General features: G+C 56.3%; 12 protein-coding genes and 3 pseudogenes. 10 read left to right on the forward strand and 5 right to left on the reverse strand.

Annotated features, from left to right (window positions below):
• Window positions 1–3 precede the first annotated feature (3 nt).
• The 6 genes from ACP97_RS00565 (at window position 4) to ACP97_RS18715 (ending at window position 5,731) form a co-directional block, all read left to right on the forward strand.
• Entirely contained in the window at window positions 4–942 is a 939-nt protein-coding gene (locus ACP97_RS00565) for a carbohydrate ABC transporter permease (protein WP_049995895.1), read from the forward strand.
• Entirely contained in the window at window positions 939–1,784 is an 846-nt protein-coding gene (locus tag ACP97_RS00570) for a carbohydrate ABC transporter permease (RefSeq protein WP_049995896.1), read from the forward strand. The genes ACP97_RS00565 and ACP97_RS00570 overlap by 4 nt, the downstream gene beginning before the upstream one ends.
• A 90-nt stretch (window positions 1,785–1,874) precedes the next feature.
• The gene (locus ACP97_RS00575) at window positions 1,875–3,041 is read left to right on the forward strand and encodes a mandelate racemase/muconate lactonizing enzyme family protein (RefSeq protein WP_049995897.1); all 1,167 of its coding nucleotides are present in this window, start codon (window positions 1,875–1,877) and stop codon (window positions 3,039–3,041) included.
• A 52-nt stretch (window positions 3,042–3,093) separates the two neighbouring features.
• A complete protein-coding gene (locus tag ACP97_RS00580; RefSeq protein ID WP_049995898.1) occupies window positions 3,094–3,936 on the forward strand; it encodes an SDR family NAD(P)-dependent oxidoreductase in 843 nt (280 codons plus the stop codon).
• 91 nt (window positions 3,937–4,027) lie between these two features.
• Window positions 4,028–4,402, forward strand: a complete 375-nt coding sequence (locus tag ACP97_RS00585) for a Rid family detoxifying hydrolase (protein ID WP_049995899.1) — start codon at window positions 4,028–4,030, stop codon at window positions 4,400–4,402.
• 165 nt (window positions 4,403–4,567) lie between these two features.
• Window positions 4,568–5,731, forward strand: coding sequence for a hypothetical protein (locus ACP97_RS18715; RefSeq protein ID WP_079977477.1), 1,164 nt, complete (start codon window positions 4,568–4,570; stop codon window positions 5,729–5,731).
• Window positions 5,732–5,757: 26 nt separating this feature from the next.
• Here the strand turns inward: ACP97_RS18715 and ACP97_RS00595 are convergent, their stop codons facing one another.
• Window positions 5,758–7,170: a Gfo/Idh/MocA family protein gene (locus tag ACP97_RS00595; protein WP_049995901.1), complete on the reverse strand. Its 1,413-nt coding sequence runs from the start codon at window positions 7,168–7,170 to the stop codon at window positions 5,758–5,760.
• Between the two features lie 369 nt (window positions 7,171–7,539).
• Entirely contained in the window at window positions 7,540–8,214 is a 675-nt protein-coding gene (locus ACP97_RS00600) for an IS6 family transposase (protein WP_049995902.1), read from the reverse strand.
• A gap of 184 nt (window positions 8,215–8,398) precedes the next feature.
• On the opposite strand from ACP97_RS00600, the pseudogene ACP97_RS00605 reads away from it, so the two are divergent.
• A pseudogene (locus tag ACP97_RS00605) lies at window positions 8,399–8,740 on the forward strand (IS110 family transposase); the annotation flags it as partial.
• A gap of 485 nt (window positions 8,741–9,225) precedes the next feature.
• The gene (locus ACP97_RS00610) at window positions 9,226–9,819 is read left to right on the forward strand and encodes a hypothetical protein (RefSeq protein ID WP_049995904.1); all 594 of its coding nucleotides are present in this window, start codon (window positions 9,226–9,228) and stop codon (window positions 9,817–9,819) included.
• A gap of 297 nt (window positions 9,820–10,116) precedes the next feature.
• Here the strand turns inward: ACP97_RS00610 and ACP97_RS00615 are convergent, their stop codons facing one another.
• Window positions 10,117–11,874 (reverse strand): family 20 glycosylhydrolase, encoded by a 1,758-nt coding sequence (locus tag ACP97_RS00615; protein ID WP_154019867.1) that lies wholly within the window; start codon window positions 11,872–11,874, stop codon window positions 10,117–10,119.
• Between the two features lie 522 nt (window positions 11,875–12,396).
• Here ACP97_RS00615 and ACP97_RS20620 point away from each other — a divergent pair.
• Window positions 12,397–12,979: pseudogene (locus ACP97_RS20620) on the forward strand (ISNCY-like element ISHwa15 family transposase); the annotation flags it as partial.
• A 14-nt stretch (window positions 12,980–12,993) separates the two neighbouring features.
• Here ACP97_RS20620 and ACP97_RS00625 read toward each other — a convergent pair.
• Window positions 12,994–14,235, reverse strand: a complete 1,242-nt coding sequence (locus ACP97_RS00625) for a mandelate racemase/muconate lactonizing enzyme family protein (protein WP_049995906.1) — start codon at window positions 14,233–14,235, stop codon at window positions 12,994–12,996.
• A gap of 831 nt (window positions 14,236–15,066) precedes the next feature.
• On the opposite strand from ACP97_RS00625, the gene ACP97_RS00630 reads away from it, so the two are divergent.
• Window positions 15,067–19,341, forward strand: coding sequence for a malectin domain-containing carbohydrate-binding protein (locus ACP97_RS00630; protein ID WP_161782606.1), 4,275 nt, complete (start codon window positions 15,067–15,069; stop codon window positions 19,339–19,341).
• Window positions 19,342–19,544: 203 nt separating this feature from the next.
• Here ACP97_RS00630 and ACP97_RS00635 read toward each other — a convergent pair.
• Window positions 19,545–20,697, reverse strand: a pseudogene (locus ACP97_RS00635) (ISH3 family transposase).
• Between the last annotated feature and the right edge of the window lie 52 nt (window positions 20,698–20,749).

The following is a 20,749-nucleotide window of genomic DNA, read 5'->3' on the forward strand; positions in this document are numbered from 1 at the left end:
GATATGGGACTTACAGAGCAATACACAGGACGGACATCGGCGTCACGGTACGAGCAGACGGTTGCATACCTCAAACGCAACTATCGCGCCTATCTACTCGTCGCGCCGGCAGGATTGTTCCTTCTGGCGGTAGTCGGCTACCCGATACTGGAGACGTTCCGTCTGTCGCTCTATCAAGCACCGGCATCGAGCACCATCGAGACGTACGTCGGTCTCCAGAATTACGTCCAGATCATCGAAAACGACTTCTTTTATCAACTGCTGTGGCAGACCGGACGCTGGGTAGCCCTGGACGTGGCGCTGAAGACCAGCGTGGGACTGCTCATCGCCGTCTACTTGAACAACAATATCAAGGGTCGAAAGTTCTTCCGGACCGCGTTCTTGATTCCGTGGGGCATCCCGTACGCGATCTCGGCGGTCATCTTCCGCTGGTTCGAACACCCGCAGTATGGGTATCTGAACGCGATCTTGCTAAAGCTAGGCGTGATCGAGGAGGGAATCGGCATCCTCGCCGATCCGAACATCGCGTGGATCGGGGTCGTCGTCGCCGATGCCTGGATCGGCACCCCGTTCATGATAATTATCTTCCTCGCAGGACTACAGTCCATCCCCGAACAACTCTATGAAGCGGCGGCCGTCGATGGGGCGGAGAAGTGGCATCAGTTCAGACACATCACCCTGCCACAGCTGAAGAGCGTCATCCTGATCGCGACGCTGGTCTCGACCATCTGGTCATTCGTCAGCTTCGACGTCATCTGGACCATGACGGGCGGCGGTCCGATCAACACTACTGCGACGATAGTCATCTGGATCTACCAGACAGCGTTCGCGGAGGGGAATCTCGGCTTAGGTGCGGCCTACAGCGTCATCGGTTTCATTCTCCTGGCGCTGTTTGCCGTCCTCTACCTCCGCATCTACACGAGTGGGGGTGAGGACCTATGACGATGGCCGGACAGAGCCGGAGCAGACTCCGCACGGTCCGCATCTACGGCGTGTTGATCGCCTTGTTAGGAGTAATGCTGTTCCCGTTCTACGTGATGGTATCGAGCTCGCTCAAATCCAACTCCGAGATATTCAGCGTGCCGGCAACACTGTTTCCCGCGAACCCAACACTGGAAGCGTTCCTCTCGGTCTGGAGTCAGACCGACGTATTGCTCTGGATAGCCAACAGTTTCCTCATCTCGCTCGGAACCGTAGTGCTGGCGCTGGTGTTGGCGATTCCCGCGGGCTATTCGTGTGCGCGCAACGACTTCGTCGGCAAGCGCACCTTCCTGCTCGCAATCCTGGCCGTACAGATGTTCTCGCCGGTCGTCCTGCTGGTCGGGCTGTTCGACGTCATCGTGCAATTCAACTTCTACAACTCTTATCTGGCAGTCATCATCCCAGCAGCGGCGTTCACGCTCCCGTTCAACACATGGATGCTGTATGGCTACTTCGAGACGATCCCGATCGAGTTGGAAGAATCGGCGCGCATCGACGGTGCCAGCCAGTTCCAGATCCTGACGAAGATCGTTCTCCCTCTGACCAAACCGGCGCTGGTGGCGAGTATCACGTACACGTTTCTCTACGCGTGGAACCGACTCCTGTTCGTGCTCACGTTCCTCACCGACGCCGGGAAATACAACATCCCGCGCGGCGTCTTCTCGTTCGTCGGCGCGCTCCAGACCGACTGGCGGATGATGCTGACCGTCTCGGTTATCGGCATCATCCCCATCTTGATCCTGTTCGCCTTCCTCGAGGAGTACATCGTTGCGGGAATGACGACTGGCGCGGTCAAGGAATAACGGCATATTGCCGTCTTCGATCGATATTCACTCCCAACAGCGAGCGAAGCAGTCGGTAGATTCTTTATCAGTTGCTGTCTATCGGCGGGCATGGAGATCACCGACGTCACAGCGACGACTGTCGATATACCGTTGCGCGATCTCGACGACGAACTGGGCCTTCGGCCATACGTCACAAATCACGGGCAAGTCGAGACGATGGAACGGGTCCTCGTCCGTGTCGATACCGATGAGGGGACCTCCGGCTGGGGTGAGATGCGTACCTTCCTCTCTCCGCGGGCAACGGAGTCCATTATAGAGGACGGTGTTGCACCGCTCATCGGCGGTCAGTCCCCGTTCGAAATCGAACGGCTTCGCCGCCAAGTGTTCATCGAGTACACCAACGTCGAACTGTTCTTCGCTGCAGTCGAGACAGCGTGCTGGGACATCATGGGCAAATCGCTTGGAAAGCCGATCTACGAGCTTTTGGGGGGTGCGACTGCGCCACAGCAGACCGCGACGAGAAACGCCGATGCGGCAGGTCACGAACCCGCGACCGATCGCGAGGTGGCGTTCGCGTTCTGTCTCGGCATCCTCTCGCCCGAACGGTCGCGACTGAAAGCCAGAGAGGCACTCGACGCCGGCTTTTCCGTGCTGAAGACGAAGGCCGGCCGTGACTGGCGACAGGACGTCGCCCGCATCGAGGCGATGCACGACGAAGTCGACGGTCGACTCGAATTCCGTCTCGATCCGAATCAGGGATGGTCGCTCGATCAGGCCGTCCGTGTCGGTGCTCGACTGGAGCAAGCGGGAATCTATCTCCAGTACATCGAACAACCGATCCGTGTCAACTCCCACAAGTCGCTCGCGGCGCTCAGACAGCGCCTGCGTCAGCCCATCGCCCCGAACGAGGATACATATATTCCACACAACCTGCAATCGTTGATCGAGACCGGCGCGATGGATGTCGCCGTGTTGGACCTAACGCCCGCGGGTGGTATCGCCGGTCTCCGCCAGCAGGCCGCCATCGTCGAGAACGCCGGCGTTCCGCACACGCACCACTGTGCGTTCGATTTGGGGATTCGCACGGCCGCCATCCTGCATGCGGTCCACGGCATTCCCGGCTTCAGTCTCGCCCCGGATACAACGTATTACGCTTGGGAAGAGGACGTGATTACCGACCCGTTCGAACTCACGAACGGGCGCATGACCGTTCCGGACGATCCCGGCCTCGGCGTCTCGATCGATATGAAGACCGTCGAAAAGTACCGGGTTTGATAGCTCGACGGGAGCAAGATTGAAGGGACCCGGATGAGAGTTCCAACTACCGATGGTAGAGCTATCGTTACACGACCGACCAGCTATCGTGACCGGGGCTTCGCGGGGAATCGGACGGTCGATAGCGGCCAAGTTCGCCGAAGCCGGCGGTGACGTCGCCATCTGCTCGACGACGTACGAACACGTCGAGTCGGTCGCCGACGAACTGACCGCCGACCACGACGGGTGCGTGATTCCTGTCGAGTGTGATGTGACCGACCACGACGAGGTCGAAAGACTCGTCGAGACTGCGGTCGAAGAGTTCGGAGACATCAGCGTGCTCGTCAACAATGCCGGTGGTGCCGACGAGTCCGCCGACCTCCTCCATCGCTGTGACGAGGAGACGTTCGAACGGATGGTCGAGTTGAACCTCACGAGCCAGTTCCTGCTGAGCCGAAAGGTACTGCCGGCGATGGTCGCCGCCGGTGGCGGGTCGATGGTACACGTAGGTTCGGTCAACGGTCTATTCGGTATCGGTCTGTCGGGCTACTCGGAAGCCAAGAGTGGTCTGCTGGCACTCTCTCGAAACATCGCCACCCACTACGGCCAATACGGGATCCGGTCGAACGTGCTCTCGGCCGGGACCATCGAAACTGAATCCCGGCGTGACGAGATGGAGAATACCGAGGTACGCGCGAACGAAAACAGCGCCCGACAGCGCTGGCTCGATCAGTACCCGCTGGGTCGCTTCGGAAGGCCCGAAGAGGTCGCCGATACGGCACTTTTCCTCGCTTCCGAGCGGGCGAGTTTCATCACCGGCGAGAATCTGGTGCTCGACGGTGGTCTCAGGAGCGGCCTCTCGACGTCGTTCGTCAACGAGATCTATCAGGCCGGAGAGTCGCCGGAGTGGGAGTGAAACACCGATACTGCGCGTGAATGCTCCGCCACCGACAATCGACGGCAAGCTTTTTCTCGCCTGCCAGTCGACCTCTCGGTGGCTGACGATCATGGAAGAGCTATCGACGGACGACGCGCCCGACAGCATTGGACCGTACTCGCAAGGCATCATCTCCGGTGAGAGGATCTACGTCTCCGGACAGGGGCCGGTCGACCCAGACACCGGCGACGTCGTCTCGGGGACGCCCGAAGAGCAGACGAAACGCACACTGGAGAACGTCGAGGCGATTCTCGAAGCGGGTGGAGTGACACTCGAAGAGGTGGTCAAATCGACGATATACACGAAGGACATGCGGTACTACGACGAGATCAATCGAGCGTACAGCGAACACATGGTTGCCCCCTATCCGGCGAGAAGCGCGGTTGAGGTCGTCAGACTCCCCGTGGATATCGACGTGGAAATCGAGGTCGTCGCCGAGCGATAGTAGCTCTCGAACGCCGAAAGGTGAGCGGTGATGCTGAACGCATCCTCAGAGGAGGCAATAGCATCGAACTGAAATCAGCGGGTGAAACCCAGACACCGATGGCATCTTTTCGACTGGTTTCGTATAACCACAATCGCTTTGGTGACCACGCTCCCTATATCGAACATGGACTTCGCACTCTGGGTCTATCCCTGGGACCTCCTTGATGAGGGAGTTCACTCTGTTGCCGAATATTGTGCTGAGAACGGCATTGGGGAACTTAACCTCGCGACTAACTACCATGCTGTGCAGTCCTTCCTCCCACACAATCCGAAGCGAAAAACGTTCTTTACGCAAGCTAGTTCGTACTTCCATCCTAACAAAGAAGACTACGGTCGACTATCTCCTGTTCCCAACGAACAGATGAACGGTGATGACTGGCTATTACAAATCTCTAATGAAATCGCAGACACTCATCTCACGCTAAACTCATGGACTATTGGTTGCCATAACTCTCGGTTGGGAATGGCTAATCCCGATCTGACGCTTGAATCACCGTTCGGTGATTCACTCCTGTTCGGACTATGTCCATCTCAACCAGCAGTACAAAAATATCTCTGTTCCCTTGTATCGGATTTGTCATCACGTTCGTCATTTAAGCGGATCGAATTGGAGACATTCGATTACTTTTATGGCACTGGATTTGGATGGCACCACGACAAATACCATCTTGAACTTGGAAGGTTGGGTGAGTTTCTCTTCGGACTGTGCTTCTGTGACAAGTGCTGTGACAACGCTCGTAAAGCGGGTGTAGACGTAGATACTGCCCGGAAGAGTGCACAAGAGGGCGTGACTGCTATCATTAATGGCAACCTTCCATCCGATACTCAGCCTGCTTCGTGGCTCAGAGCCCACTCTTCTCTTGAAGCCTACATAGAGGTACGGATGAAGACACTGGCCGATCTGTACAACGATATCCGTTCGGTACTCGACAGTAGTATCAGGCTCGGACGCTACGTGGATTTTTTCGATATAGAGGAGACATGGATGCAGGGGGTTGATCTCGATATACTGGCGGAACATCTTGATTACTACACTGTCATTGCATATGAATCAAATCGGCAAGCGGCTGTTGAGCGCGTGCAAACAACGAACCGACTCACACCCGATATCCCTCTCCACGCCGGCGTTCTGCCAGGCTATCCAGTTATTGATAGTGCTGAGATGGTGCAAGATATTGTCGACGGGTTAGCGAATACTGGGGTAGAGCACATTTCGTTCTATAACTATGGTCTTCTTCCTAAACAAAATCTTAACTTGATTGGTGAAGCAACAAAATCTTATCGATAAGACGATATATGTGAGTGGTTTGCTACCTAGATGGTGTCGAAGTCCATAATCTGTAATTCGCGTTCTTTCTTCCAATCCCCTCTGGTGAAATCTGGGAATTTGACGGGTTTTCCATCATGTTCAATAGAAATACGTGAAAGCGGTCTGACGGCACTCCAAGCGGTTGCATCGTAGACATCCATATCGAGCGGGCGGCCATTATTGAACGCATCGAACAGTCTGTAGATTTCGAGGAAATCTCCGCCACCGTGGCCACCGTATTCTTCAGCCAGGTCGCCCATTTGCTCCCAGAGCGGGTGTCTATGTTCGTCACGATATTCTTCATACGTGGTATCATCGACGAACCCGTGGCCTTCGCTGTCCACGGCTAGCTGACTCGGGAACCCTTCATGATAGGCGTCCGTTCCGGCGATTTCGTTCCGTCGACTGTATCCACGGTTCGTTTTCACGTCGAATTCAAGTTCGATCGATCGACCCTTGTTAGTGTGGATGAGCGACTTCGTGTTATCGCCGTTCGCCCAGTCATCGAGACCGTGAGCCCAGTGGTCTTCATCAACTTCGCTGGCTTTTTGGGTTAGGCGGGTCTCTGGACTCTCATTACTGGAGATATATTCGAAGCGATCACCGCGCTGGATGTTCATGTACCAGGCGATCGGACCGAGACCGTGAGTAGGATACAAATCACCCTTGTACTGCCGGTGGAGTCTCGCGCGCCAGTCGTTCCAGTACGCCTGTAAGAAGTAGTTCGGGACGAGATCGTGGATGTAGCCACCAGCCGCATAGGTGAGTTGATCGCCGAACACCCCGTTCCGGATCATGTTCAGCACCCACATTTCATTGTCGAAGTAATTCACATTCTCCAACATTATGCAGTTCTTCTGCGTCTTTTCCGCAGTGTCCACCAGCGTCCAACATTCCTCGATTGTCGTCGCTGCAGGTACCTCGACAGCGACGTGTTTGCCTTTCTTCATCGCGTACTCGGCCATCGGGGTATGTTTCTTATGAGGGGTGAAAATGAACACGAGGTCAAGGTCGTCTCGCTGCACCAACTTTCTCCAACTGTTTTTCGATCCCGAATATGTGTCCGGACTTTCATTGTTTCCCTCCTCTTCGATCCACGACCGGGTATCTTGTACCGGATCTTCTCGGAGATCACAGATGGCCTTTATCACTCCCTTGTCGGGGGCCATAGCATCGATAAGCCGTGTTACCGACGATCCGCGATTCCCGAGACCGATGATTCCAACGCTCACCGGCTGGATTGGGTCGACAGTAAGCCCCATCACAGAATTTCTTTCCTCATCTTCCTCCTCGTCTTCATCTTCCTCCTCATCTTCTTCCCAACGATCTAGATCGTGTTCATGAGCCTGACCTGTGGGTGTCACAGTAACTATTCCAGCGGCACCGGCAAGCCCTTCCAAGTATTTTCGACGCTGCATAGTATATGTGCCCACATACCAAAGCATATTAAAATTAGCGATTTATTGCTCATTGTTAATTATTATATTATTTAATTTGGTAATACTGGCTTGGCAACTCTACACTATGCTCGCTGATTAGGATCTAGCGTCACCATTCGTATTCGGTTAAGAGGTTTCGCTCTCAGTCGAAATAGGCGAGATGAGTTGTTTGAGATTCTCCCCATACGGGTTCGATCGGTTGGAGGTGCGGCGAAACGATCGGCAGAAAAACCCAATGGGATCCCGAATTCGGCGCTGACTCTATGAGAATCCTGCTCAAGTCCCTCAAGCGTGAAGTACGAGAGGGTGTATAAAGGTCGACAACTAGACCGCGTTGGCGCTGTCTAGTTAAGCCTCCTCTGCCGGTGTACGGCCGTTGAGCGTTTGGTGAGGTCGTTGGGTGTTGTAGTAGTGAACGAACCGCTGGAGCCAGCGTCGAGTGCTGGCTGGACCGCTGTTCCAGGTCGTATAGAAGCGGTCCGTCCGCTGTTTGAGTGTCTGGAACCACCGCTCGATGTGGTTCCGGCCGCTATACTCCACCTGACCGCTCAGTCCCAGTCGGGACAGAGCGGTCCGATACCCGAAGCTATCGACCAGCAGTTCCACCTCCGAAAGGTCGTGATGCTCGTCAAGGCGAGCAAGAAACGCCGCCGCGGGATCGGTCCCGCGGCGGCTGAACAGTTCAACGTCCAGTACGACCATCGAATCGAGGTCAATCGCGGCGTAACACCACCGCCACTCCGTGCCGATCTGGATCGCTGTCTCGTCGACCGCGACCCGCCGCGGAGCGCTCCGCGGCGGGTCGTTCTGGGCGTCTGCGAGGCGGTGCGTCCAGTCCCAAACCGCTCCATGCGAGCGGTCAACGTCGAGGAGGTCAAGAATCGCTACAGTCTCACGCAGCGAGAGTCCCGCAGAATGGAGTCGGACGGCGAACGCCCTGACGGGCGTCGCCGTCCGCTCTCGGTCCCAACAGTCACTATTTGGCGTCTCTAACGTCTCACCGAGCAGGTCGCTGAGTGGCATGAACTACCAGCTCTTCGACCTGCTCACTCTTAACTAGACAGCGCCACCGCGTTCGAAGCGCGGGGCACTGACGGGCCTCACATGCGAAGGAACCAGAGAATTGGGCGCTGTCCGGCTGCGAAGCCGGACAGCAAGCCCGTACGGATGACGTTCCGCTTCACGCACACACTCCAGAGGCCACGCCATGAACTACCTTGGAATTGATCTCCACAAACGTGAATCGCAAGTTGCGGTCGTCAATCAAGACGGTGAGATTCAGCGAGAGGTTCGCGTCGAGAACGCGAACCTCGACACACTCGCCGAAGAATACGCTGGCAACGAAGCCGCAATCGAAGCTACTGGCAACTACTTCACCGTCTACGACGCACTTGACGAGCACCACGACGTGGTGCTCGTCAACCCGCTGAAGACGCGCTGGATCGCTGAAGCCGACCAGAAAACCGACCGCGTCGATGCAAAGAAGCTTGCTCAGCTTCTACGGGTCGATATGGTGGCCGAAAGCTACGTGCTGCCCGACGAGCTTCGAACACCATTCTTACGCCAAGTCTGGGACGATGAAGAACACGAGGAAGCAGACCATTGCCCACTACGTGGAGATTGAGGCCTATCCCGAGCCAACGTCTGAGAATGACACGAGCGCGCTTTCGCGGACAGACATTCGTGAGCACTACCGACGCATTGAGGACAGCGTTACACCACTTGGCACGCTCAATGGCAACTCGACGCTCGCAGTTACGGACAGGAGGGGTAGTGTCTCACCCGCAACAATACCGACCTTGCCGAGGACGAAATCGGCCAGTTCCCGAAAAAGCGCTGAGCGCGGAGCTTTGTCACCGACTATGGCGACGTCGTCGATGGTTCGCTCAAACACCGCTCTACGCGCTCACCTTCTACAAGTTCCCAGAGGCGTTCGAACTGGGAGCCAGCGCGGTTCGACGAGGATGAGAGTACATACGAGTACCTGAATCAAAAGCCCACGCCGGCCATTAAGGATAGCGCCGCTATCAGCGCGTGGGCGACATCGACCTCACGGACGACCTCAAGTCACAGTGCCTAAACCTCGCTATGGACACCTACGCGACTGCCGAGGCGGCGCTGGAGGCGTATATCGACACCTTCGCGGACCTCTACGGCGGCCGGGATGTTGTCTACGCACTCGATAGCGTTGGCGGGGCGTACGTCTTCGGTGCTCCAGAGGTATCCCAGCCAATCACCCGCTACTACGAGGACAACGAGTACGCTCGAGAGCGTGTTCTGGTCACGTTCATTGAGCGGACAAACGAGTGCTTCTGGACACCGAGGAGCACGTCAACGTGCGCGTTGAGGGTTATTAGCGAAGTCGTAAAGCCCGACTGGGCGAACAACCTAAATCGGCAGTACAAGATCCTGCTCACTATCCACAGCGATCACGATGGGGTGGTCACGTCCCTCGACGTTGAGGACGTTCGCTACCGCGAATCACTCGCAGTGAAGGACACTGGTGACGAACTCCTCGGCAACGTTCGGAGTGGTGCGAAGCGTTCACCGCCGTCGAACACACTGAGCGCGTCGACAACTTCGTGGCGACGCTCTGATCCGACGAATATGACGAGCATGGCAGGCTAGAAAGCAGCGCTCGATTGTGAGTCGCAGGCGAGCGAGAACACGAAGAACGTGAACCACAGCGCCGTCAGGCCGCCCAAGAGCGCGCTCACCGAATCGATAAGCATCGGATTTGACGAAACGTGGATTTTTGACACGGTGACGTTGCTTCGATGACAGGGGTTCGAACCTGTCGACATGTGCGCGCATGACAAAATCCAGGATGAGCTCATCCGCCTTCACCACCGCCTGCATCACGTTCACACATCAATGTGCAAAACCGAGTAGTAAATATTATATTTCAACAATTAGTAGTAATTTCTATTTGGGCCAAGGGATCTGTGTAGACTTGTAGTAGTTGATATCTTGTACGTCCCAGCGTGGACCCTGGGCGGCGAGTCGCTGCCGGAATTCGGTCCAATTAGTCTTCCCATCGGGCGACCAACCGAGTTCGGCAATAGCAGGTAACCGTGGGAATGTCATGTATTCGACCTCATCTGCTGTCTCGACGAATTCGGTCCACAGTGCGGTTTCGGGACCGATAATTGACGACTCGTTGACGTCATCAATATATGCTCCTGGATTCCATGTGTAGGAATCTTTAACGGAGGTATTACCTGCCCAATCTTGACCCACGCCGTCCTGTTCGTTGTAGTCCATATCGAGGTAGGCACGGTTTGCTGGTGACATGATGAGTTCGTGGCCTTCCTCGGCGGCTGCGGCGACTTCCGGTGCGTTGCTATTCGTTCCCCAGAACTGGGCGATGGTTTCTTCTGTTGGATCGGCCCCGAGAATCTGATGCCAGCCAATCGGCTGTTTGCCATTCTCGAGAACCATTGGAACTACTCTGTCCATAAAGTAGTCGTACTCCTCGTCACTGGTCGAGTGTGCTTCATCACCGCCGAGGTGAAGATACGGGCCAGGCGTCATCTCAGCAACCTCTTCGATGACATCGTTGACAAACTCGAAGGTGATCTCTTTGTCAACACACAACGAAGTATCGCCGACGTTGACACCGGTATCCTCCGGGCGCTTTTCGCCGTCGCAGTTGAGTTCGGCGTACGACTCTAGGGCTGCTCCGGTGTGTCCCGGCATGTCGATCTCTGGGATTACCGTGACAAAGCGGTTCTGGGCGTATTCGACGAGTTCAACGTATTCCTCCTTTGTATAGTAGCCACCGGCGGTACCGCCGACTTCGGAGTCCGCTCCTTCGTCGGTGAGATTCGGCCAGCTATCGATCTCGATGCGCCACCCTTGATCATCGGTGAGGTGGAGGTGGAGGTAATTGACCTTGTATTGGGCGAGGTGGTCGATGTATCGTTTGATTGTGTCGACGTCGAAGAAATGACGAGCGACATCAAGATGTGCGCCGCGATAATCGAACCGCGGATAGTCGGTAATATGTCCACCCAGTACTGTCCACGGTCCCGATTGCTCGGAATTGCTTTCGATTTCAGCTGGAAGAAGTTGGCGAAAGGTCTGGATACCGTTAAACAGTCCAGCCGAGTCATTTGCGCGAATGAGTATACTGTCAGACGTCACCTTTAGATGATATCCTTCTTCGCCCACCCCACGCAGGTCGTCTTCTTCCTCGTCGTCTTCTTCCTCGTCGTCTTCTTCCTCGTCGTCTTCTTCCTCGTCGTCTTCTTCCTCGTCGTCTTCTTCCTCGTCGTCTTCTTCCTCGTCGTCTTCTTCCTCTCCTTGAGCGTCGAAAATCCGAAGCGACAGACCGCCTGTAGGACCTTGTTCTGTATTTTCCCAGTCACTCTCACCTTCAACCACCGGCAGTTCGTAGCCTGTCGATGGTCGGATAATTTTCGCGAGGTGTTTCGCGACTTCACGTGATTCATCTGAATCAACGCTAATTCTACTATCGTGTGTGAGGGTAAACGAGGAACTAGAAGACTCAACCTCAACTGGGCGTGGCACTACATCCTGCAATCGACTTGCTTGCTGAGATTGCCTACTCGAAGGTTGGGCCGTTACTTCACCGGCTCCAATCGATAGGACGCCAGCAACCGCCATCGATTTGAGTACACTACGCCTCTTCAGATACTCTGTCTTGGCATTGATTGCCATACCCTGACAACTACGTAATGATTCTTTATAAAACTAATGGTGGGATAAGATTTTATGTACTTGTTCATCCCCAGAACCATTTCGCTACTCTCTCGTAGCTGCCACCTGGTCGGTTTCATAGATTGATGCACCAGGCGACTTGGGAGTCTCTGCGGGATGTCTCCACACTGGAAACTTCTGTGTCGTGTGTTTTCAACGGAATTCTTGTTCGCTGCCCAATTTTTCACTTCGACCCGTCCTCACAGTGGTCGGCGTCGGTCTCGCTGCCACCGACGTACTCATCCAAGTCGCTGGTTTGACACTGTGGGACGAAAAATCGAACGACGTCTGTCTATTCGTTGGCTCGCTCTTTGATTAGTATTCATTTCTTACGCAGACCACTCCGAGGCCGAGTCAGGGTGTCCAGTCTCATGTCTTCTTGGTGCTGTGTCTTTGGCTCGCAGTTGCACTCACAGACCACGAACGAGACAACGATATCGCCAGTCCAATCATTACGCTATGAGAATCATTCTGCGCCACCGCCGCTACTACTCGATAGATCGCCACGTCGACGCGGCAATCGATGTCACCTACATCGCGTACTACGGTGGTTGCGACGAGTTTCAGATGAGTGTAGGCGCACCATCGAACAAATCCTATTCGTGGTGCTACGAAATAGCGACCATCTCGATCGTCGGCAAGGAGGTGAAATTCACGCTGGGGATGCGGCCGCTGTGCCACCGCATCCTCCTACATGCCTCGGGCGGTTCTCATGGAGCAACTTTTCGACATAGCGAGTGAGCATGTCTCGATCGGGACGGTGTATGCCGATGCTGTCGAAGCCAGCATCGGCGTGATGCACGCGGTCGAAGAAGCCTGATTTTCCTACCTCATCCGGAAATCCTCGGACGACAGGGTCGACCGATTCGTGGATGACATAGATGGAGAAAACCATCCGAGAGGAGAAGATAGCGGTCACCCGACGTTGGTCGGGGTTCCCTCGGACCGCAAGGAGGATGCGACGGGGACGTTCGTGACGAATCTGTCAGTAAATGATGAGACGAAGGAAGCGCGAGGGCGTACCCGCCGCGTAATGCAGTGGTACGCCCGTAGGACCTCGTTAGAAACGCACCTCTCTGATTACGCCTCGTCAAACAGCGTTTCACCCTCTGCCATGTGTTTCTCAACTGCATCGAGATCTAGTGTGACTCCGAGCCCGGGTTGTTCGGGAATCTCCAGGCGGCCCTCTCGAATGAGGTCATCTTCTTCGATGAGGTCCTCCCACCAACCAAGCTGATAGGAATGGAATTCAACAGCAAGCGAATTGGGAATCGCCGCCGCAACCTGTGCAGAGGCTATCGTACCGATAGGTGAGGAGACATTGTGCATCGCCACTGGAACGTAGTAAGTGTCAGCCAAGTCTGCGATTTTTCGAGTTTCACGCATTCCGCCGACGCGCGGGAGATCGGGGGCGATGATGTCGACCGCCTGTTCCTCGAACAGGCGTCGATGGCCGTGCTTGCGGTAGACGTTCTCCCCGACCGTGATGGGCGTCGTCGGTGCCGCCTGGGTGACTTCCCGTTGCACGTCGTGGTTTTCGGGCGGGACAGGGTCTTCGAGCCACCAGACATCGTAGTCGCTGACGGCGGTGGCGAGACGCTTGGCGCTGCCGGCAGAGAACGACCAGTGACAGTCGAAGGCCACGTCCGCACGGTCGCCAACCACGTCGGTGACGGCCTCAACGATGTCAACTTTGTGCTGTATCTCGGAGCCACGCAGGTGTCGGTTCGCACGGTCTTTCTCGTGGCCCGAGGGTACGTCGAGATCGAATTTGAGTGCGTCGTACCCGAGTTCCTCAACTACGCGTTCGGCCTCGCGGGCGTTCGACTCGGGTTCGGACTCGTCGCCAGCGTGACAGTCACAGTAGATGCGGACAGCATCGCGGTATTTCCCGCCGAGCAACTGGTAGGCAGGCACATTGAGTATCTTCCCGGCGACATCGTGGAGCGCGATCTCGATCCCGGAGATACCGGAGACGACTTTTCCGGAGATGGACCCTTCCCCGGACATCTTCTGGATGAGGTGTTCGTAGAGGCGATCGATATCGAGCGGGTTCTCCCCGATGAGAAACGGGGCCATACGGTCGATGATTTCGGCGTCACCGCCACCCCAGTAGGACTCACCGGTACCGACGAGTCCGGTGTCGGTGTAGACGCGGACGAGAATCCACGGGTAGTTCCCGTCGACGATCGTCGTCTGAACGTCCGTGATCTCTACATTACGCGTGCCGGAGCGCTCGGCGGTGAGCCCCATCGTTTCGCCTGAGAGGTCCCGCATGGTGTACTCTGCGTTCGGGTCGCGAAGCGTGCGATAGTCCGCCATACGTCTCGGCGGTCGATACCGAGGCATTTTACGCTTATCATTAGGGGGCAAATATCGATATTGCGGAATCATCGCTTTGTCTAGATTCCAGCGACTGTAGCTGCCACATCCACATCTAGCGACCGCAACGTCATCGAGCGTGCTATGTTGAATAGGGGTACGGCGTCGGGGTAGGGGTCGTTAGAAGGCCAAGTTAGTGTTGTAGATGGGAGTTTGGAAGCTGGATTTCTTGATGTGAGTCGGTATTCAAGATGATCCTCGATTGTTCATGGGTCCAATAATCCTAAATCCAGCTTAGTTGCCCAATCACACCTTTGAAAAATAGCTATTCAACACAGCAGTTCGAAGCCGTCCCCGAGGGATTCCGGCCTGATGACGGAGAATCCTACCGATTGGTCGTGACCGACACACCCAACCTTGATCGGGTCCCACTCAGGGATATCCACAAAGACGATGATTGACGAGTCTGATATCTCGACACCGAAGGTGAGAAAGTGGAGTTTCTATCCCACTTTGCTACAGGTGTTCTCGTCGGATTCTGCACTTGAAGCTTTACAACGAGGTATATCGGCAGATTTCGTGACAACCCGGTACGAACAGGTTGGGAGAGCGTAATAGTATCTCAAAATCTTCACTCTGATGATGGCTAGGTGGGTTTCTTAATTCATTGTGTAGTACGAAATCTATATCGTTGGGCTAAATTTCGCTGGTATTCTCGAATACGAGATTCCCGTTATCAGCTTGAGCATAACGTTTATTATCGTTGACTGTGCCTGCACAATAGGTAATACCATGATGGACGACAACTACGAATTGTCACGTCGATCTGTATTGAGCGCAGCGGGATTAGCGATGATCGGCGGCCTCGCCACCCCGGTCGCCGCAGATCACGACATTGGTACCGGTGCTCAGTATCCCGATACTTGCGAAGGTCCGGGATTCAACGACACGCCACAACTTCCCGATTCACCGTGGCAAGTCCATGACGCGTGTCGTCCTCAGCCGCCGGCCGTCGACTCGGGAGAACCTGCCTTCCCCGACCCACCGGCGGACGCCACTGTCCTCATGAGCGATGGCGAGGATGGATCCATTACGCTCGACGACTGGAACAACTCGAGCAGCTGGGAGGTCAACGACAACTACGTGATCGTCGGCGATGAACCCCTCGTGAGTCGAGATGGCTTCGGGGATGGCCACTATCACATTGAATGGCGAACCCCGACAAGTGTCACCGGAAGCGGCCAAGAGCCTGGCAATAGCGGCTTTTTCCTATCGAATCGCTACGAAATCCAAATCCTGAACAACTACGAGAACTCAACGTTTTCGGACGGGTACGCAGCGTCAGTTTTTGGCCAACACCCACCCTTGGCTAATGCCAGCCGTCCTAAGGGAAGCTGGCAGATCTACGACATCATCTGGCGAGCGCCACGCTTTGCGGACAACGGCGACCTCAAATCACCGGGCGTGGTAACCATCTACTGGAACGATGTCCTCGTCCAAAGTCAGACCGTTCTCAATGGTCCGACTGCATATAGGACAACCCCCGAGTACAGCCAACATCCCGTCGAAGCTCCAATTCAGATACAAAACCACGGCCAGCCGGTACATTTCCGAAACGTCTGGTATCAGTCCGGCCCCACCCCCGCCTCGGTGGTAGAGTTTGATGACGACTTGCTCACTGCCGAGAGCACATCCAGTAGTGTGGATGCCTCTGTCGTCAACAAGTATGACTCTGAGATGACCAACGGCAACGTCACGCTCACTCCACAGAACGGCTCCGAGGTGACGGTCACTCCACAGGACGGCACGAGCTTCGGACCGCTCGCCGTCGGTGACTCCCAGTCGGTCTCCTGGGAGGTAACACGTCCCAACGCCGACAGCGGGCCACACCTCTTGAAAACCTCCACATCCTATTCTGTCAACGGTAGTACTAATACTATCGACTTCCAGATCCCCGTCTATCCCGAACCGTCTCTGGAGGCCCCATCCGAGCCAGCGAGCTACACGAAGACGGTGCTCAGCGACCGGATGGACAATTTGGTCGACCTCGCTGTGGCTGACGACGGGCGCGTTTTCTACATTACCCGCGGGGACTTCTTCGGCGGAGTGGTCGGCGGGACGACGGAAGTCGGGGTGTACGATCCGGAGACAGACGAGGACACCGTTGCCCTTGAGATCGACGTCTTCACTGGTATCAATATGGAAGACGGTGGGCAGGGGATCTCTCTCGATCCGAACTTCGAGGAGAACGGCTGGATCTACATCTACTACTCTCCCTCGAACGAGACGGTCGCTGAGAATCAGGAGGAGCTTGACTACCTCAACCAAGCGGGGAACACCGGCGACGATGTCGCCCGTCTCCCGAGCGAGTCAATCGGTAATCCATACAACCTCCTCTCGCGGGTCACCATGGAGAACGGGTCGATCGATCCTGCATCCGAAACCGAGATTCTGCGAGTCCCCGTCCAGCGCGACACGTGCTGTCACGAGGGTGGTGACATCCAGTGGGGTCCCAACGGCGATAACCTCTATCTTACGACTGGGGACAACACCTACTCGAAGGTCGCTGCTGACAATGGGTTCGCGCCGCTGGACGAACGCGAGGACCGGGATTACTTCGATGCACAGCGCACGTCGAGCAATACCGCCGACCTCCGGGGGAAGATCTTGCGGATCATCCCCCAGGACGATGGTTCGTATACCATTCCCGAGGATAATCTCAAAGCGCAATACGAAAACGAGACGGGACAGTCGTATTCCGAGGAGGAGTTCCTGCCCGAGATCTATGTTATGGGTGTACGAAATCCTTTCCAGGCCGGCGTGGATCTGGAAACTGGTACGTTACTCTGGGGGGATTACTCCGCCGATTCGCGGACGTGGAGCGATATCCGCGGACCACCCGGATTCAACGAGTTCAACCGCGCGACCAGCGCGGGCAACTACGGTTGGCCGTACTTCACCGGTCCGTACCCCTTCTACGACTACGATTACGAGACCCAGAACTCAGGGAACCTCTTCGACGAGAACGCGCCGATCAACGACTCGCCACACAGCAACGGCATCCAGCAACTGCCGGCGACCCAGGACCCGTTCATCTGGTATCCCGGAAACTGGGATCAAGCACGGCAGAACGTCCCCAGTGACTTCGACGTGCCCGAGGAAGTCCCCTTCCCCGCGTTCGAAGGGGGGGCCCCGATCGGTGGACCGATCTACCGTCATCAGGACAGTTACACCGAGCGTGGACTGCCTGCCTGGCACGAAGGCGACTACATCATCGCGGAGTGGGGAGCGGGCTGGCTCAAGACGGTCTCCTTCGAGAACGACGACGTTGCTGACGGCCGGATTTCCCAGATCCGACCGCTCGCGTCCGGGGTACAGTTCAGTTCTCCAATTGATCTGGAACTCGGTCCGGAAGGAATGCTGTACGTCGCGGAGTACGGGGGCTTCTCGGGCGAGGGCTCCAAGCTTTCCCGAATCGAACGTCAGGAGGTCCAGTCGATTTCCGCGCCCTTCGGATACGACGCGGGTGGCGAGTTGCTAGACGGCACGGTCACGATCAACGGTCTCGACTACGTGGCGAGTTCGCCCGCCGTGGAAGCCACCGGTGACGCGAGCGCGAGCTCGACGGGCACGACGGTGGGCACGTACTCGACGGACGAATCGATCGCCGACACCGAGAATGATGCACTCTACCAGACCGAGCAGTTCGGCGGTGATCTCAGCTACGAGGTCACGATGGAGAACGGCACGTACGACGTGGTTCTGCACTTCGCGGAGACGAACTCGACGTTACAGGAAGGGGACCGCGTGTTCAACGTCTCCGTTGAGGGTCAGCAGGTGTATTCGCCGCTCGACATTTTGGCGAAGACTGATCGCTATACAGCCTTGAACAAGACCGTCAGGGGTGTCGAGGTTACCGACGGTACCCTCAACATCAGCAGCGAGACGCTTTCGGACAATTCGAAGTTCATGGGCTTTGCAATCCTGCCGTCTGATGGACCCATCCCGTCTGAGACGATCACGGCACCCTTTGGCTACGACGCGGGTGGTGAGCTGCTGGACGGTACGGTCACGATCAACGGCCTCGATTACGTGGCGAGTTCCCCCGCTGTGGAGATGTACGGTGATGCGAGTGCGAGTTCGACGAACACCGAGGCGACGACGAACCTGTTCCCTGATCCGCCCAATTCGATCGGTGGGACCGAATACGATCCACTCTATCAGACCGAGAGCTTTGGCGGGGATCTCTCGTACAACGTCGGTGTCGAGAATGGAACGTACGACGTGACTCTCTACTTCGCGGAGACCAACACCGGCATCCCGGAGGGCCAACGGGTATTCAACGTCTCGGTCGAAGGCACCGAGGTGTTCTCGGAATTCGACATTGCCACCGAAGCCGGGTACAACCAAGCCTACCAGCAGACCTTCGAAGGAATCGAGGTCACCGATGGTATCCTGTCGATCGCCACTGAGACGCTCTCGGACAACTCGAAGTTCTCCGGGCTTGCGGTCCGATCGTCGGATGGCGGTGGCGTAATCGAGCCCGGAACAACGATCGAGTTAGGCGGAGAGATTGGCGGGTGGATCGGTGAAGCGCCGAGTTCGATCGAGGGTGAGACCAATCCGATGCTCACATTACAAGAAGGCGCGACCTACACGGTCGCCTTCGAGAACCTCGACGGGTATCCCCACGACTTCTACATGCTCGACGAGAACGAGAACGAGCTCGTCGGCACCGAACTCGTGACCGGGCAGGGCGGGACGGCCTCGGTCGAGTTCACCGCTTCGCAGGAGATGGTCGAGTACTACTGCTCGGTTCATCCCATCCAGATGCGTGGCGACGTCACCATCCAGGACGGCGGCGGTAGCGATGGCCCGCCGGCGATCGGCGATTCGGATTCCGCGCCGACCGACCCGGACGATGACGGGCTCTACGAGGACCTCGACGGCGACGGCGAAGTAACTGACGCCGACGCGGAGCTGTTCTTCGAGCATATTGACGACCCCGAGATGCAGAACAACGTCGAGGCGTTCGACTTCAACGGGAACGGCCGCCTCGACTTCGACGATGTCGTCGAATGGCGCAAAAAGAAAGATGACATGTAACGGCACTGCCAGTATCTGACGACGTGCTGTCGTTTTCACCTTCATTTTTTCACAAAGCTCCTCGGCTGACTGTTCTTGAGACGTGAGTCCGGTGAAAGAATCGATGCTGAGAACCTGCTGAAAGAAACGGTTCAGTACTGAGAGCACCAAACCTGTCGCAGTTGGCGTTGCCACTCATCAAGCAGGCATGCTCGGTCGGTGGATTATCGCTCGAAGCGGTCGTCCGGAGGTTGATTCGCGGGGACGGCCCTCGCGGTGCGGCGGGCCGTCTACGCTGCCCAGGTGACCATGTCGGAAAACTCCTCGAGTGATCACTCCCGGAGGTGACACCCGCCACGGCATCGCCACGTACTCCCAGTGGAGATACCGCCAAACGCTCTGGAACAAGAGGCTGGTCACGACGAATGGCAGCCGTCGCGTCGCATCTCAGGTTGTCATTGAGATCGTTGTCTTCTCCGAGAGGCGGTAGATCGATTAGATTCCGAAGCGCTTGCTGTAGTGGGGTCGAGTCTGACGCGGTGTGTCGATGGCGTAGCCGTGACGCGCCACACCTTCCTCATCGTACTTCCCCTGCTGGTACGTACAGTCGATATAGACCGGGAAATCGACGGTCCACGTGTGACCGTCGATTTCACCTTGGAGGCCGTGGTCGATCACACGGCTCCAGCCCTGATTCAGTTCTGCCTGGATCGCTTCTCCCCACTTCACTATCGGCATGACGTACGCGTAATTGTGGGCGGCCAGCAGCGTCAAACAGTACGTATCGTAGAACTCGCGGTCGAGGTAGACGGCCTTGACCTCGAAGTCAAGGCCGTCGAGCACGCCGAGCAGTTCTGCGAGGATCGAGCTGGCGGTGTCGCCGTCGGTCAGACGGCGCACCACCAGCGTGTATCGTTTGTTACGTACGCGGGCGTAGAGCGTAGCGTACCCGTGGAACGTGGTTGTTCCAGCTTTGGCGAGGGACTCGTAGAGTTCCGTCTTGGAGTCGTACTCCTCGCCGTAGTACGGACGGAGGTGGAGGTCGGCGACGACCTCCACCGGCCGATCCGGAAGCAGTTCAAGGATGTCTTGCTGGATGAGCGTCTTGCCGACTCGTTCGAGCTCTCCGAGCTCGAACTTCGTCTGGAGGTGGTGGAGAATCGTATTGCCATGCGGTGACTCCTCTGAAATCTCGCAAAGGTGACTGACCGAGTCCTCGTCGGCAGTCGCGCCGACGAGGACGTCCCAGATGTCCTCGGAGTCGATATCGGCGTTTTCGCCGAGTCCGATATCGATCTCCTCGTCGAGGGTGTTGACGAGAAAGTTAAGCACCTGCTTTTCAGTGAGTTCATTGGCTGCTTGGTTTGGCTCCATCAACCGACCAAGCAGCCCACTCACCTAACTCACTTTGTGAACTACTGAAACTACC

The sequence above is a fragment of the Halococcus sediminicola genome (assembly GCF_000755245.1).
GTDB lineage: Archaea > Halobacteriota > Halobacteria > Halobacteriales > Halococcaceae > Halococcus > Halococcus sediminicola.

Bases quoted from the DNA above. Each gene is read 5' to 3' on its own strand.
- ACP97_RS00565 (WP_049995895.1), top strand. From the start codon at position 4: ATGGGACTTACAGAGCAATACACAGGACGGACATCGGCGTCACGGTAC.
- ACP97_RS00570 (WP_049995896.1), top strand. From the start codon at position 939: ATGACGATGGCCGGACAGAGCCGGAGCAGACTCCGCACGGTCCGCATC.
- ACP97_RS00575 (WP_049995897.1), top strand. From the start codon at position 1,875: ATGGAGATCACCGACGTCACAGCGACGACTGTCGATATACCGTTGCGC.
- ACP97_RS00580 (WP_049995898.1), top strand. From the start codon at position 3,094: ATGGTAGAGCTATCGTTACACGACCGACCAGCTATCGTGACCGGGGCT.
- ACP97_RS00585 (WP_049995899.1), top strand. From the start codon at position 4,028: ATGGAAGAGCTATCGACGGACGACGCGCCCGACAGCATTGGACCGTAC.
- ACP97_RS18715 (WP_079977477.1), top strand. From the start codon at position 4,568: ATGGACTTCGCACTCTGGGTCTATCCCTGGGACCTCCTTGATGAGGGA.
- ACP97_RS00595 (WP_049995901.1), bottom strand. From the start codon at position 7,170: ATGCAGCGTCGAAAATACTTGGAAGGGCTTGCCGGTGCCGCTGGAATA.
- ACP97_RS00600 (WP_049995902.1), bottom strand. From the start codon at position 8,214: ATGCCACTCAGCGACCTGCTCGGTGAGACGTTAGAGACGCCAAATAGT.
- ACP97_RS00615 (WP_154019867.1), bottom strand. From the start codon at position 11,874: ATGGCAATCAATGCCAAGACAGAGTATCTGAAGAGGCGTAGTGTACTC.
- ACP97_RS00625 (WP_049995906.1), bottom strand. From the start codon at position 14,235: ATGGCGGACTATCGCACGCTTCGCGACCCGAACGCAGAGTACACCATG.